13 protein-coding genes are annotated in these 12,710 nt (G+C 64.0%); 9 read left to right on the top strand and 4 right to left on the bottom strand.

What is annotated here, in order from left to right:
• The first annotated feature begins 96 nt into the window (after nt 1–96).
• From GAU_RS14880 to GAU_RS14865, 4 genes are all read left to right on the top strand, one after another.
• Entirely contained in the window at nt 97–1,023 is a 927-nt protein-coding gene (locus GAU_RS14880; protein ID WP_015894716.1) for a VOC family protein, read from the top strand.
• 340 nt (nt 1,024–1,363) lie between these two features.
• Complete coding sequence (locus tag GAU_RS14875) at nt 1,364–1,573, top strand: heavy-metal-associated domain-containing protein (protein WP_015894715.1); 210 nt, start codon at nt 1,364–1,366, stop codon at nt 1,571–1,573.
• A 17-nt stretch (nt 1,574–1,590) separates the two neighbouring features.
• Nucleotides 1,591–3,954, top strand: a complete 2,364-nt coding sequence (locus tag GAU_RS14870) for a heavy metal translocating P-type ATPase (protein WP_015894714.1) — start codon at nt 1,591–1,593, stop codon at nt 3,952–3,954.
• Nucleotides 3,955–3,971: 17 nt separating this feature from the next.
• Nucleotides 3,972–4,409 carry a metal-sensitive transcriptional regulator gene (locus tag GAU_RS14865; protein WP_083765676.1) on the top strand — a complete coding sequence of 146 codons (438 nt, stop codon included), beginning with the start codon at nt 3,972–3,974 and terminating at the stop codon, nt 4,407–4,409.
• 24 nt (nt 4,410–4,433) lie between these two features.
• On the opposite strand, the gene GAU_RS14860 is transcribed toward GAU_RS14865, so the two are convergent.
• Nucleotides 4,434–5,048 carry an AAA family ATPase gene (locus GAU_RS14860; RefSeq protein WP_015894712.1) on the bottom strand — a complete coding sequence of 205 codons (615 nt, stop codon included), beginning with the start codon at nt 5,046–5,048 and terminating at the stop codon, nt 4,434–4,436.
• A gap of 125 nt (nt 5,049–5,173) precedes the next feature.
• Here GAU_RS14860 and GAU_RS14855 point away from each other — a divergent pair, with 125 nt between their 5' ends.
• The 5 genes from GAU_RS14855 to GAU_RS23005 all read left to right on the top strand — a co-directional run bounded on the left by GAU_RS14855 (nt 5,174) and on the right by GAU_RS23005 (nt 9,074).
• Nucleotides 5,174–6,307: a zinc-dependent alcohol dehydrogenase family protein gene (locus GAU_RS14855; protein WP_015894711.1), complete on the top strand. Its 1,134-nt coding sequence runs from the start codon at nt 5,174–5,176 to the stop codon at nt 6,305–6,307.
• Between the two features lie 8 nt (nt 6,308–6,315).
• A complete protein-coding gene (locus GAU_RS14850) occupies nt 6,316–7,773 on the top strand; it encodes an NAD-dependent succinate-semialdehyde dehydrogenase (RefSeq protein WP_015894710.1) in 1,458 nt (485 codons plus the stop codon).
• A gap of 119 nt (nt 7,774–7,892) precedes the next feature.
• Nucleotides 7,893–8,201 carry a transposase gene (locus GAU_RS14845; protein WP_015894709.1) on the top strand — a complete coding sequence of 103 codons (309 nt, stop codon included), beginning with the start codon at nt 7,893–7,895 and terminating at the stop codon, nt 8,199–8,201.
• A 17-nt stretch (nt 8,202–8,218) separates the two neighbouring features.
• Nucleotides 8,219–8,872 (top strand): IS3 family transposase, encoded by a 654-nt coding sequence (locus GAU_RS14840; protein ID WP_015894708.1) that lies wholly within the window; start codon nt 8,219–8,221, stop codon nt 8,870–8,872.
• Nucleotides 8,817–9,074, top strand: coding sequence for an integrase core domain-containing protein (locus GAU_RS23005; RefSeq protein ID WP_083765675.1), 258 nt, complete (start codon nt 8,817–8,819; stop codon nt 9,072–9,074). Before GAU_RS14840 ends, GAU_RS23005 begins: the two co-directional genes overlap by 56 nt.
• 127 nt (nt 9,075–9,201) lie before the next feature.
• Here GAU_RS23005 and GAU_RS14835 read toward each other — a convergent pair whose 3' ends face one another.
• From GAU_RS14835 to GAU_RS14825, 3 genes are all read right to left on the bottom strand, one after another.
• A complete protein-coding gene (locus GAU_RS14835; protein ID WP_041265567.1) occupies nt 9,202–9,897 on the bottom strand; it encodes a VIT1/CCC1 transporter family protein in 696 nt (231 codons plus the stop codon).
• 349 nt (nt 9,898–10,246) lie between these two features.
• Entirely contained in the window at nt 10,247–11,392 is a 1,146-nt protein-coding gene (locus tag GAU_RS14830) for a sensor protein KdpD (RefSeq protein ID WP_015894705.1), read from the bottom strand.
• Nucleotides 11,392–12,687, bottom strand: coding sequence for a porin (locus GAU_RS14825; RefSeq protein WP_015894704.1), 1,296 nt, complete (start codon nt 12,685–12,687; stop codon nt 11,392–11,394). The genes GAU_RS14830 and GAU_RS14825 overlap by 1 nt, the downstream gene beginning before the upstream one ends.
• Nucleotides 12,688–12,710: the final 23 nt, after the last annotated feature.

Raw genomic sequence — 12,710 nt, 5'->3', positions numbered from 1 at the left:
TGAATCGTACCAGCATCCGAAATATGCACGCGATGGGGCGTCTTAGTGCTGGTTTGATGGCTTGACAATCATTGTTAAAACATAGATATATCATCCATGGGCGTATCCAGTCATGACATGTTCGGTGGCGCTGCGGTGCCACAGCCGGCGGTGGCCGGCAGCTACGGTGAGGCTCCCCCGGGCTATCGGTTGCCGGCGTCGCTCCGTTTGGGGCCGGTGCATCTCCAGGTATCCAATCTCGATCGGTCGCTGGCCTGGTACAGCCAGGTGCTCGGTCTGTCGGAGCTGCGTCGGGCGGGCGATCTGGTGGAGCTGGGGTTTGCCGGCGCGCGTGAGCCGCTGGTGATTCTCGAGACGCGGCCGGGCACCAAGGTCACCAGACCGGGGTCGCGATTGGGGCTCTACCACTTTGCCATTCTGCTTCCCGACCGACCGGCGCTGGGGCGGTTCGTGCAGCATCTGTCCGACATCGGGGCACGGGCAGGGGCGAGCGATCATCTGGTCAGCGAGGCGCTGTACCTGCACGATCCGGATGGTCTGGGCATCGAGGTGTATGCCGACCGTCCGCGCTCGGAATGGAAGCGTTCGGGACGTGAGCTGATGATGGCCACCGATCCGTTCAACTTCCCGTCAGTGGTGGCGGCGGCGCGTGGCGAACCGTGGACGGGGATGCCGGCGGGCACGGTCATGGGTCACCTGCACCTGCACGTGGGAGACCTGGCCCGAGGGGCACAGTTCTATCACGCGGCACTCGGTTTCGACCGGATCGTGTGGCGGTACCCGGGGGCGCTGTTCCTGGGCGCGGGAGGGTACCACCACCATCTGGGCACCAACACCTGGGCCGAAGGGGCCGCGGGGCCACGCGAGGATGAGGCGCGGCTGCTGTCGTGGAATGTGGTGGTGCCGGAGCCGGCGGAGGTGGAGGCGAGCCTGATCGGGGGAGGGTTCGAGGGGAGGAACGGGGAGTTTGCGGATCCTTGGGGGACGGTGGTGAAGGTGACGGGGGGAGGCGGGAGCGGGTGATACGGGGGGTGGGACGACGGGAGCTGGGACGACGGGAGCTGGAGTTACGGGAGCTGGAGTTACGGGAGCTGGAGTTACGGGAGCTGGAGTTACGGGAGCTGGACCGACGGGAGCTGGGGAAACGGGGAATAGCGGGGGGTGGACTACGGGAAACGACCCGTTGGTCCGGCCCCCGTTTTGCTCCGTGGGTCCAGCTCCCGTTTCCTCAGCTCCCGTGTTTCCAGCTCCCGTCGTCCCAGCTTCCGTTTCCCCAGCCCCCGTAGTTGCATAGGGGGTAGGGGTATGCTACCATTCAAGGAACGGATACCCACTGGGGGTATCGATATCCCTTGGAGGCTTTATGCAGTCCCTCAAGCTCGAAATCAGCGGCATGTCCTGCGGCCACTGTGTGAAGGCCGTCGACAAGGCCCTCTCGAAGGTCGATGGCGTCACCGTGCAGTCCGTCGGTGTCGGTGAGGCCACGGTGTCCTTCGACCCTTCCCGTGCCACCTCGCAGCAACTCGCCGAAGCCGTGGCCGACGCCGGCTTTCAGCTCACCGGTTCGCACTAGCTCGCGCGAGGCGCGCCATGGAAACTGTCCGTATCCCTGTCTCCGGCATGACCTGCGCCGCGTGTTCGTCGCGCGTGCAACGTGCCCTGCAGAAGCAGCCCGGAGTGGCCGACGCGAACGTCAATCTCATGATGAAGAGTGCGACGGTCACGTTCGATCCGGCTGCGGTGTCGCCGGAGTCGCTCATCGCGACCATCGAGGACACGGGATACGGCGCGTCATTGGCCAATCCCGATCAGACCGCATTCGAAGAACAGGAAGCGCGTGATCGCGCGCAGAACGACGAGTACCACGAACTGCGCCGCAAGGCGGTGGTGAGCGGTGTCATCGGCGTCATCGCGATGATCGTGAGCATGCCACTCATGTCCATGCTGGCCGGCGAGGACCATGCGCATGGTGCGCAATCGAGCGGCGCGGTGGTCGTCGATCCGTTCATGCGCTGGAGTATGGACACTCTCGATCCCGTACTGCGTAGTGTGATGCCGTGGCTGTACACCGTGCCGGCCTCGGTGCTCACCGGTGGACTGCTGGTGGCAACGCTGGTGGTGATGGTGTGGGCCGGCCGGCACTTCTATACGCGGGCCTGGGCGGCAGCACGACATGGCGCGGCCGATATGAACACGCTGGTGTCGGTGGGCACGCTGGCGGCATTTGGCTACTCGTTGGTCGCTACATTTTCGCCGGCGTTTTTTACCACCCGCGGTGTAGCGCCCGATGTGTACTACGAGGCGGTGATCATCATCATCGCTCTCATCCTCACCGGCAACATGTTCGAAGCGCGCGCCAAGCAGCGCACGTCGGCGGCGTTGCGCGCGCTGGTGGATCTGCAGCCGCAGACAGCGCGTGTGTTGCGGTTCGATGCCGAGGTCGACGCGCCCGTCGATACGATCGAAGCCGGGGAAGTGATCATCGTGCGTCCCGGTGAGCGCATTCCGGTGGACGGCCAGATCACACAGGGCGAAAGCGCCGTGGATGAAAGCATGCTCACCGGCGAATCGCTGCCGGTGGCCAAACAGGTGGGTGATCGTGTGATAGGTGGCACGATCAATCGCACCGGAGCATTCCGCTACAGTGCCACCACACTGGGAGCCAACAGTGTGCTCGCGCAGATCGTGAAACTCATGCGTGATGCGCAGGGATCCCGTGCGCCTATTCAGCGACTGGCCGACCAGATCAGTGCAGTGTTTGTGCCGGTGGTGATTGGTCTTGCGGCACTCACATTTGGTATCTGGTACTTCGCGGCCGATCAGGCGCCGTTGGTGCGTGCGTTTGCGTCGGCGGTGGCGGTGCTCATCATCGCGTGTCCGTGTGCCATGGGACTGGCCGTGCCTACGGCGGTGATGGTGGCCAGTGGCAAGGGCGCGCAGCTTGGCGTGTTGATCAAGGGTGGTGAGGCACTGCAGCGGGCCGGCGACATCACCACCGTGGTGCTCGACAAGACCGGTACCATCACGCAGGGCGCGCCGACCGTGACCGATTTCCTCGTGGCACCGGCGCTTGCCATCGACGCCGATGTACTGCTGCAGCGTGTCGCTTCGGTGGAGCACGCGAGTGAACACCCGCTGGCCGAATCGATCGTCCAGCATGCCCAGGCCAAGGGACTCACGCTCGGCACACCGGAGAGCTTTGCCTCGGTCACCGGGCGTGGTGTGCAGGGTGTGGTGGACGATGCGGCCATGGCCGTGGGCAACGCGGCCTTCATGCACGACTGGGGGATTTCGGTGGACGCGCTCGAAGCCGACGCCGTCCGGCTTGCCGGCGAGGGGCGCACGCCGATGTACATCGCGATGGATGGGGCACTGGCTGGACTCGTCGCAGTGGCCGATCCCATTCGCGACAGTTCGCCACGGGCGATCGCCGATCTGCACGCGCTGGGGCTCACCGTGGTGATGCTCACGGGCGACAACGAGCGCACGGCGCAGGCCATTGCGCGCGCCGCGGGAGTGGATCGTGTCGTGGCCGGCGTGATGCCCGACGGCAAGGTGCGCGAAGTGCAGCGTCTGCAGGACGAAGGCGCCGTGGTGGCCATGGTGGGCGATGGGATCAATGACGCCCCCGCACTCGCCCAGGCTGATGTCGGCATGGCGATCGGCAGTGGTACCGACATCGCCGTGGAAGCCGGGGACGTGGTGCTCATGCGCGGCGATCTGCAGGGGGTCGTGCGCGCCATCGCTCTGTCGCGTCGCACCATGCGTACCATGAAGCAGAATCTCTTCTGGGCGTTCATCTACAACGTCATCGGCATTCCGATTGCTGCGGGCGTGCTGTATCCCGCGTTCGGATTGCAGCTCAGCCCCATCCTCGCGAGCGCCGCGATGGCGTTCAGTTCGGTGAGCGTCGTGGCAAACTCGCTGCGCCTCCGTCGTGTCACCTTCGCCTGACCGGCCCGTCTCCTGATATGCCCAAGACCCCGAAACACGAGATCGAGACGTCGACCGATGTCACACCGGACGCCACATCTCCCGCACACCGGTCACTGCACATCGTAGGGTGTGGCTGTGGCACCCGGTCTGACGATGAGACGGGTAGTGACGACGTCGCCGGAGGGCGTAAGGCGGTGGCCGTGGACAGCGACGTGAAACTGCGTAACCAGAAACGTCTGCGTCGTATCGAAGGACAGGTGCGTGGATTGCAGAAGATGGTGAACGACGACCGTTACTGCGCCGACATCCTCACGCAGATCGCGTCCGTGCATGAGGCGTTGCGGGCTGTGGGGCGTGAACTCATGCGCAACCACCTCAAGCACTGTGCCACCGAAGCCATCCGTCGCAATCCGGATGAAGCCGAGGCGATGTACGACGAACTCGTGGAAATGATGTACCGCAACAGCCGCTGACCGCTTCCAGGCCAAAGCCGCCGTTCAGTCCCGCAATGCAAACAGGTCGATCTGCGGCGGTTGTGTCGGCAGCCCAAGTTGCAGCAGCGCATGCGCCGTCCACTGATCACGATCCTGCGGGTCGAGGTGATGTACGGCAATGCCAAGATCACGCACGAGGTCGTCGATGATCGCGTCGATCTCGTGTTGGAATGATGGGCTCACGGCGCGCTTGCCATCGAATGTGGGCGCCGACAGCACGGGCACCTTGAACAAAGCCTGATAGCCACTCACCCACTCCCGCACGAGTGGTTCGAGCTCGGGACGACGTCCCACGCGCGCCACCAGGTAGGCATAGTTGTCGAGCACCGAACGATCACACACGACCACTTCATAATGTGACGCGGCTTCGATCTCCTCGGCGATCTGGGTGTGCAGGATCCACGCCTGCGCGTCGAAGGTGGTGTCCTCGTTGATCGGCAAGGGACAACGGCGAGCCACTTCCTTGACGATGTCCACGCCCAGGTCGAGCCGCTTGAGCTGAGCGGCGAGATCAAAACACAGTGTGGTCTTGCCCACACCATGTGTGCCTACAAAGGCGACTTTCAGCCGGCGGCGGCCGAGTGCGTCGAGCGGAAGCAGAATGGACGTCGCTGACATGTATGTGGTCAGGGCAGGTGTCGGTGCGTACGTTTGCGTACGTTACTGACAGCACGTTGCCTTGGTAACCTCGCACTGATGTGACGCATCACGCGCTGACTTCCGCCACGGGATACACACCAACGATGTACGCTCCGATCCGCGCCGCAGTGTTGCGTACGACGGCACTTCCACGCCCGTATGGCGACAGCCGCCCGTTGCACATCGAATCCGTGCGGCTTTCTGCGCCACAAGAGCAGGAAGTGCGTGTGCGCATCGCGGCGGCGGGGCTGTGTCACTCCGATCTGTCCGTTGTGGATGGCAATCGCCCACGTCCACTGCCCATGGTATTGGGGCACGAGGCGGCCGGTGAAGTGATCGAGGTGGGGGCCGGTGTCCGTGATCTCATGGTCGGTGATCACGTGGTGTTTTCTTTCGTGCCACAATGCGGACACTGTGCGCCATGCCGGAGCGCACGGCCGGCGCTGTGCGAGCCCGGGGCCGCAGCAAATGGCGCGGGAGAACTACTGGATGGTGGCCGTCGCCTGCGCGACATGAACGACACACCGATGCATCATCATCTCGGGGTGTCGGGATTCGCCGAAGAGGTCGTGGTGTCGCGGCAGTCCGTCGTTCGGGTGGATCGTTCGTTGCCGTTCGAGATCGGTGCCCTGTTCGGATGTGCGGTGATGACGGGCGTGGGCGCCATCGTGAACACGGCCAAGCTGCGTTTGGGCGAGTCGGTGCTGATCACCGGTCTGGGCGGTATCGGCTTTGCCGCGCTGCTGGGCGCGTTGGCATCGGGCGCCGGTCAGGTGGTCGTGGCCGATGTCAGTGACGACAAACTTCAGCAAGCCTTGGCCCTTGGGGCCCATGCTGCAGTGAACAGTGGTGCTGACAACGCGCTGGAACGTGTGCGCGGGCTGACGGGCGGTGGAGCCGATGTGGGGCTCGAGTGTGCGGGCGTGGTCGCGGCGCTGGACTTCACCTGGCGCGGCACACGGCGTGGTGGCCGGACCGTGACAGTGGGACTGCCGCATCCGTCGCAGACGCTGTCCATTTCCCCGGTGCAGTTGGTCGCCGAGGAGCGCACGTTGCAGGGGTCCTACCTCGGCAGTTGTGTGCCGTCGCGCGACATCCCGGCGTATATCGCGCTGTATCAATCCGGGCGTCTGCCGGTGGACAAGTTGCTCACCCATCGTCTGTCGCTGGACGAGATCAACGACGGATTCGATCGGCTCGCGCGTGGCGAGGCGATTCGTCAGGTCATCCTGTTCTGAGTGTCCTCATGGCTACCTCCGAGTTCGCGCAGTTTCCGTTCTATCGCACGCAGGCCTTTGTGAATGGTGCGTGGGTGGATGCCGATGATGCATCCACGTTTGCCGTGCACAGTCCATCCACCGGCGTACACCTGGCGGATGTACCCAACATGGGACGTGCGGAAACGCGTCGTGCGATTGAAGGGGCATCGGCGGCGTGGCCGGCATGGCGCGCGATGACGGCCAAGGAACGTGGGGCACTGCTGCGGGAGTGGTTCACGCGCATCATGGCACATCGCGACACGCTGGCTCGTCTCATGAGTCAGGAGTCGGGCAAGGTGATCACCGAGAGTCTGGGTGAGGTCACCTATGGTGCGTCGTTCGTGGAGTGGTTCGCCGAGGAAGCGAAGCGGGCGTATGGCGACGTGATTCCGGCGCACACCCGCGATCGGCGGTTGGTGGTGATCAAGCAGCCGGTGGGTGTGGTGGCGGCGATCACCCCGTGGAACTTCCCGTTGGCCATGATCACGCGGAAGGTGGCACCGGCACTCGCCGCTGGATGCCCTGTGGTGATCAAGCCACCCGCCGAAACACCACTCACGGCGCTGGCGCTGGCGGCACTCGCCGAGGAGGCGGGTATTCCCGCTGGCGTGTTGAGCGTGGTGACCACCAATCATTCTTCTGAGGTGGGGCTCGAGCTGTGCGAGAACCCGCTGGTGCGGAAGCTGTCGTTCACGGGCTCCACGGGTGTGGGCCGCACACTCATGGCGCAGTGCGCGAACAATCTCACCAAGCTGTCGCTGGAGTTGGGTGGCAACGCACCGTTTCTGGTGTTCGATGATGCCGATCTCGACGCCGCCGTGCGTGGGGCGCTGGCCGCCAAGTACCGTCACAATGGTCAGACGTGTGTGTGCGTGAATCGCATTCTGGTGCAGGACGGTGCATACGACGCATTCGTGGAGCGTTTCGCGGCGGCTGTGGGTGGCCTGCGCACGGGGGATGTGCTGGACACGCAGGTGCAGGTGGGGCCGCTCATCAACGAGAAGGGTGTCCAGAAGGTGGAAGCCCACATTGCTGATGCGGTGCAGAAGGGCGCACGCCTCCTGCGCGGCGGGCATCGGAAGGAGGGGCTCTATTTCGAGCCCACCGTGCTGGCTGATGCCACGACCGATATGCGTATTGCCCGTGAAGAAGTGTTTGGCCCGGTGGCACCCATCTTCCGTTTCACAAGCGAAGACGAGGCGGTGCGTATGGCCAACGACACCGAGTTTGGCCTGGCGGCCTACTTCTACAGCCGCGATGTGGGCCGATGCTGGCGTGTGTCGGAAGCGCTCGAGTACGGCATGGTGGGTGTGAACGAAGGTCTCATCTCCACCGAGGTGGCGCCCTTCGGCGGAGTGAAAGCCTCAGGCATGGGGCGCGAGGGGTCGAAGTATGGGCTCGACTCGTTCCTCGAGACGAAGTACCTCTGCTACGGCGGCATTTGAACAGCGGGGGGAACACAGATCGCACAGAAACAGAGCAGACTACACAGATACCATGAGCCTGCCCCGGTTTAGTGGACACCTTCACCCCAGCAGATGTAGATCTGTGGAGGAGGTGGTTCATGAGCAAACGAGGCAAGACCCATCGGCAGTTTACGGCCGAGTATAAGGCGGCGGCCGTGCAGCGCGTGCGAGAAGAGCTGCTGCGCGGCCGTTCCCAGAGCGATGTGGCACGCGCGCTTGGCCTCAACAATGGGATGCTCTCGCGTTGGCGTCGCGAGGCGGACGAGGCGACGCCGGCCAGCGCGGAGGCCCCGTCCGAATCGTTGGAAGCGGAAGTGCGCCGCCTGCGCCGCGAAGTCGAGACGTTGCGCCAGGAGCGCGACTTCGCAAAAAAAGCGGCGGCGTACTTCGCGCGGGATGTTCCATAAGCGCGAAGTACGCCTGCATGGCCGATCACGCCGCCGTGTTTCCGGTGCGGCTGATGGCGCGCGTGCTCCGCGTGAGCTGCTCCGGCTACTACGCGTCGCGACACCGTCCGCCGAGTGCGCGGGCCGAGCGCGACGCGGATCTGACGACACAGATCGCGGTGGTGCATCGCGTCAGCCGGGGCACGTATGGCGCGCCCCGCGTGCAGGAAGCGCTGCAGCAGGCGGGCGAACGCGTCAGTCGCAAACGCGTCGCGCGCTTGATGTACGCCGCGACGCTCGTGGGCAAGACATCGCGTCGTTGGCGGGCGAGCAGCCCGAGTGATCCGACCGCGGCCACGCCCAACGTGCTGGCGCGCGACTTTGCGCCGTCCACGGCGCTGAATGCGCGCTGGGGGGCCGACATCACGTACCTGCACTACGACGGCGGGACGGCGTATCTCGCGGTCGTCCAAGACCTCGCGTCGCGGGCGATCGTCGGGTGGGCGCTCGCCCCCCATCTCCTGACCACGTTGCCGGCGGCGGCGCTTCGTCGTGCGCTCCTCCGTCCGCGCCTGGGACGCGTGCTGCATCACTCCGATCGCGGCGTGCAGTATGTGAGCGCCCCCCTACCGGGCCCTGCTCGCCGCGCACGAGATCACCCCGAGTCTCAGCGCGGTCGGCAACTGTTATGACAACGCGGTCGTCGAGAGCTTCTTCGCGACGCTCAAGCGCGAGTGTGCCTATCGCGCGTGCGCGTCGGTGCGGGCCCTGCGTCACACCATCAGCGACTACATCGATGGTTGGTACAACCCGCACCGGTTGCATTCCAGCTTAGACTACCAATCACCACAGCAGTACGAGAACAGGATTCGCCACGCTGCGCAGGCGGCGTAACCCCGGTGTCCACGAAACCGGGGCAAGCTCACCACTCTTGAATTTGTTTTCCGTCCGTGTTTTGTCTGTGTGATCTGCTCTGTTTCTGTGCGATCTGTGTTCCCCCCGCTGTTGTCTCCCGGGATGGCTAGACGGTGGCGCCGAACAGCTTGCCGACGGCGGCGGTGAGCGCGAGGGCCAGTGTGCCCCAGAAGGTCACGCGAAGGGCGCCCCGCAGCAGGCTTGCGCCGCCAACCTGCGCAGCGATGGCACCCAGGCTGGCCAGGCAGATCAGAGAAGTCACCGACACGGTGGTGATGGCGTTGGCTGGTCGGGTCAGGAATGCCGCTGCCAACGGAACCGCCGCACCGATCGCGAAGGTGCTGGCCGATGCGAATGCCGCTTGTATTGGGCGGGCGGCGTGGATGTCGACCAGGCCCAGTTCATCGCGGGCGTGTGCAGCCAGCGCGTTACGTGCGGAGAGTTGCTGGGCCACTTGCAAGGACAGCGCTTCGTCGAGCCCGCGGGCCATGTAGATGGCCTGTAGCTCGCGGAGCTCGTCGTCGGGATAGTCCGCCAGTTCCTGCGCTTCACGGGCAAGGTCGGCATTCTCCGTGTCCGCTTGGGAGCTGACCGATACGTATTCGCCAGCCGCCATGGACATGGCACCTGCCACCATGCCTGCGAGTCCAGCCAGCAGGATGGCGTGACGGTCGGGAGTGGCCGCTGCCACACCCACGACCAGCGCTGCGGTGGATACGATGCCATCGTTGGCACCGAGTACGGCAGCACGCAGCCATCCGGTGCGTTGCGAGTAGTGTTGTTCCACGCGGCGAGCAGGCATGTCCGAAATTACGTGATATCGGACCGGATTGGATAGCGGCGCACGGAAGAAATCGGGAGCATATGGGAATGGCCCATGTCTCACCCACAGGTCGCCTTCCCGTTCGATGATGTCGTCGTCGCGGTGGTTCTATGAATGCGGTGGCGAAGGCAGAGCTACTGCCGAACAGACCGGTCGGTCAGTCTGCGCGTCGATAGGAAATGGTAAACAGCGAGGGGAACGCAGATCGCACGAAAGCAGAGCAGAAAACACAGATACAAATTTTTTTGATTTTATCCGTGTGATCTGCATGGCTTCTGTGTTGTCTGCGTTCCCCCCGCTGTTGAAGTTGTTGCGACCTGGCGAGTCTTTAGCTGACGATCAGCACGTCGAGCCCCAGGTCGCGGGAGAGCAGACGGTCGACAACGGAGCCGTGCCGGATGCGATGCCACCAGGAGCGTTCGCTCCGGCCCACCAATACCAGTGACACACCCTCGCGCTGGGCGAACTGGATGATCGCGGCCGCCACGTCGTCGCCTTCCAGTTTCACCACTTCGGCGCCCATGCGCTGCGCGAGCTGAATGTTGGATACGAGTGCACGCTGAATACTGGTGTCGATGCGATCCGCACGTTCGGACGGCGTCTGCACATACACGCAGTACCAGTCGGAGTTGAGCCGACCGGCAATGCGGCGCGCCTTGTGCAGCAGTGCTGCGGTGCGCGGTGGGTGACTGGCCATCGCCACCATCAATCGATCGGCGCTGGCATGCACGGTGGCACTGCGCCCCGTCTCTCGGCGCACCAGCTCCATACGCTCCCGATCCACAGAGCTGGCAGCTTCGCGCAGTGCCAGCTCCCGTAGTGTCGTGAGGTTTTCGGCCGTGAAAAAATGGTCGAGCGCGGTCGGTACTTTGTCTAACGCATAGATCTTGCCGTCGATCAGCCGCCGGCGCAGTTCGTCAGCCGGAATGTCGATGTTCACCACCTGATCGGCACGGCCCAGCACCCAGTCGGGCACGGTCTCCCGCACGACCACGCCCAGCGCCTGCTGCACGATAGGCGCGATCGACTCCACGTGCTGCACATTCATCGCGCTCACCACACTGATGCCTGCTTCGAGCAGATCGAGCACGTCCTCCCAGCGTTTGCGATGTACGCTGCCCGGCACATTGTTGTGCGCCAGTTCGTCCACCAGGGCGACTTGGGGTGCACGGGCCAACACAGCGCACAGGTCCATCTCTTCCAGTGTGACGTCACGGTACGTCATGCTGGTACGCGGCACGATGTCGAGGTCGCGCACCAGTGCCGCCGTCTCTGCCCGTCCATGTGTTTCGATGAACCCCACCACCACATCGACACCACGCTGACGCAGGTCGTGCGCTTCCTGCAGCATGCGCACGGTCTTGCCAACACCCGCCGCCGAACCAAGGTACACCTTGAAGTGTCCGCGGCCGTTGCGTGGCAACAGCGACAGCAGCGCCTGGTCGCGCGGGTCGATGGGTGTGGGCGACGCCATCAGAGTCGGAAATTGAGCGCGAGTGTGAAGAGTGTCTGCGCACGACGCACATCGGGCGTGAAGTCGCCTGGAGTGCCCAGGTATCCGTCCACCGACGTGGTACCACCGGGGCCCGCAAAGAACGGCACGCTGGAAGCGCGTGTCATCACCTCGGCACGTACGGAGAAGAAGTCCGTCGGCATGACATCGAACGTGGCCGTGAGTCCACGCGCCATGAAGTCGGTGCCGCCGTCGGTGAATCCACCCGGGGTCGGCGCCGGCGCGAGATAGCGCGACGGGTTGGCTACCAACTCGGCCCGCACCGCCAGTGCCAGCCGGTCCTGGTTGAACCAGATACTGTTCACGAACGATGTGCCGGCCATGTAGGCCTGGCCGGCCGATGGGCCATTGCCACCCTGCTCGAATCCGTAGTGCGAGTTGAGCGAAAAGGCCATCTTGCTGATACCGTGCGCCGTAGGACGGTCGAGATAGCGCAGCAGCACGGAATTGTCGTGATGGAAGCGCTTGCGGCCAGGATTGCCACGCTGATCCGCGCCATAGTAGAAGTTGCCGATCAGCCCGAGTGAGCCGGTGGGGCGATAGTAGGTGGAGAAACCCACGCTGGGTGCGACATTCCATCGCCCGTAGGTCTGGAAGCCGTTCATGATCCACGGTTCCAGCTTGAGTTTTTGCGTGGGATAGAATGACGCCCTCACCCCCTGGAAGTAGAAGGGCGTGAAGTCACACACCAGCGAGCGGTGGTAATTCCAGTTCTCGCCCAGCAGGTAGCTCTCGAGGCCCACGTAGCTGGCGAAGATGCCCGCCTCCACGTCGATGCCGTAGCCTTTGTCGAAGTGGTAGCCCGCTGTGGCCTGGCGGATGTTGCGCAGCCCCGCAGTGGTGAGGTTGCGGCCTCGGCCCACACTGCCATCGAGGTCCTGCACGATGTTGAGCATGCTACCCGACTGCAGCTCGATGCGCCCGATGACGTTCTGGTAGTTCCACGACACACCGACACTGGCGAGGTTGATCTGGAATTCGCCACTGCGTCCAATGCTGGCCGAACCCACGATGGTGTTGTCGCGCGGGCGGTTGTTGGACTGCGAGAAGTAGGTGTCGAGGTACAGACTGCCGGTGACGTACTTGCCGAGCTGCAACGGCGTGGAACGTTGACGGCTCTGTCCATTCATCCAGGTGAAGTCGGCGTGCCCAAAGGGTACCTTGGCCTCGGCGGAGTCGACCGCGGGTTTCTGCACACCTAGCGTGTCACTGCCCAGCAGCGGCACGACGAAAGACGCAACGAGAAGCGGATTCATGGCTCGTTTGTGAATCGATGGGG

This window comes from Gemmatimonas aurantiaca T-27 (assembly GCF_000010305.1).
GTDB classification, from domain to species: domain Bacteria; phylum Gemmatimonadota; class Gemmatimonadetes; order Gemmatimonadales; family Gemmatimonadaceae; genus Gemmatimonas; species Gemmatimonas aurantiaca.
Note: the sequence above shows the minus strand (reverse complement) of the source record. Positions and strands in the feature narration are given on the sequence as shown.

Excerpts from the sequence above, each read along its gene's own strand:
- GAU_RS14880 (WP_015894716.1), top strand. The coding sequence starts at position 97 with ATGGGCGTATCCAGTCATGACATGTTCGGTGGCGCTGCGGTGCCACAG.
- GAU_RS14875 (WP_015894715.1), top strand. The coding sequence starts at position 1,364 with ATGCAGTCCCTCAAGCTCGAAATCAGCGGCATGTCCTGCGGCCACTGT.
- GAU_RS14870 (WP_015894714.1), top strand. The coding sequence starts at position 1,591 with ATGGAAACTGTCCGTATCCCTGTCTCCGGCATGACCTGCGCCGCGTGT.
- GAU_RS14865 (WP_083765676.1), top strand. The coding sequence starts at position 3,972 with ATGCCCAAGACCCCGAAACACGAGATCGAGACGTCGACCGATGTCACA.
- GAU_RS14860 (WP_015894712.1), bottom strand. The coding sequence starts at position 5,048 with ATGTCAGCGACGTCCATTCTGCTTCCGCTCGACGCACTCGGCCGCCGC.
- GAU_RS14855 (WP_015894711.1), top strand. The coding sequence starts at position 5,174 with ATGTACGCTCCGATCCGCGCCGCAGTGTTGCGTACGACGGCACTTCCA.
- GAU_RS14850 (WP_015894710.1), top strand. The coding sequence starts at position 6,316 with ATGGCTACCTCCGAGTTCGCGCAGTTTCCGTTCTATCGCACGCAGGCC.
- GAU_RS14845 (WP_015894709.1), top strand. The coding sequence starts at position 7,893 with ATGAGCAAACGAGGCAAGACCCATCGGCAGTTTACGGCCGAGTATAAG.
- GAU_RS14840 (WP_015894708.1), top strand. The coding sequence starts at position 8,219 with ATGGCCGATCACGCCGCCGTGTTTCCGGTGCGGCTGATGGCGCGCGTG.
- GAU_RS14835 (WP_041265567.1), bottom strand. The coding sequence starts at position 9,897 with ATGCCTGCTCGCCGCGTGGAACAACACTACTCGCAACGCACCGGATGG.
- GAU_RS14830 (WP_015894705.1), bottom strand. The coding sequence starts at position 11,392 with ATGGCGTCGCCCACACCCATCGACCCGCGCGACCAGGCGCTGCTGTCG.
- GAU_RS14825 (WP_015894704.1), bottom strand. The coding sequence starts at position 12,687 with ATGAATCCGCTTCTCGTTGCGTCTTTCGTCGTGCCGCTGCTGGGCAGT.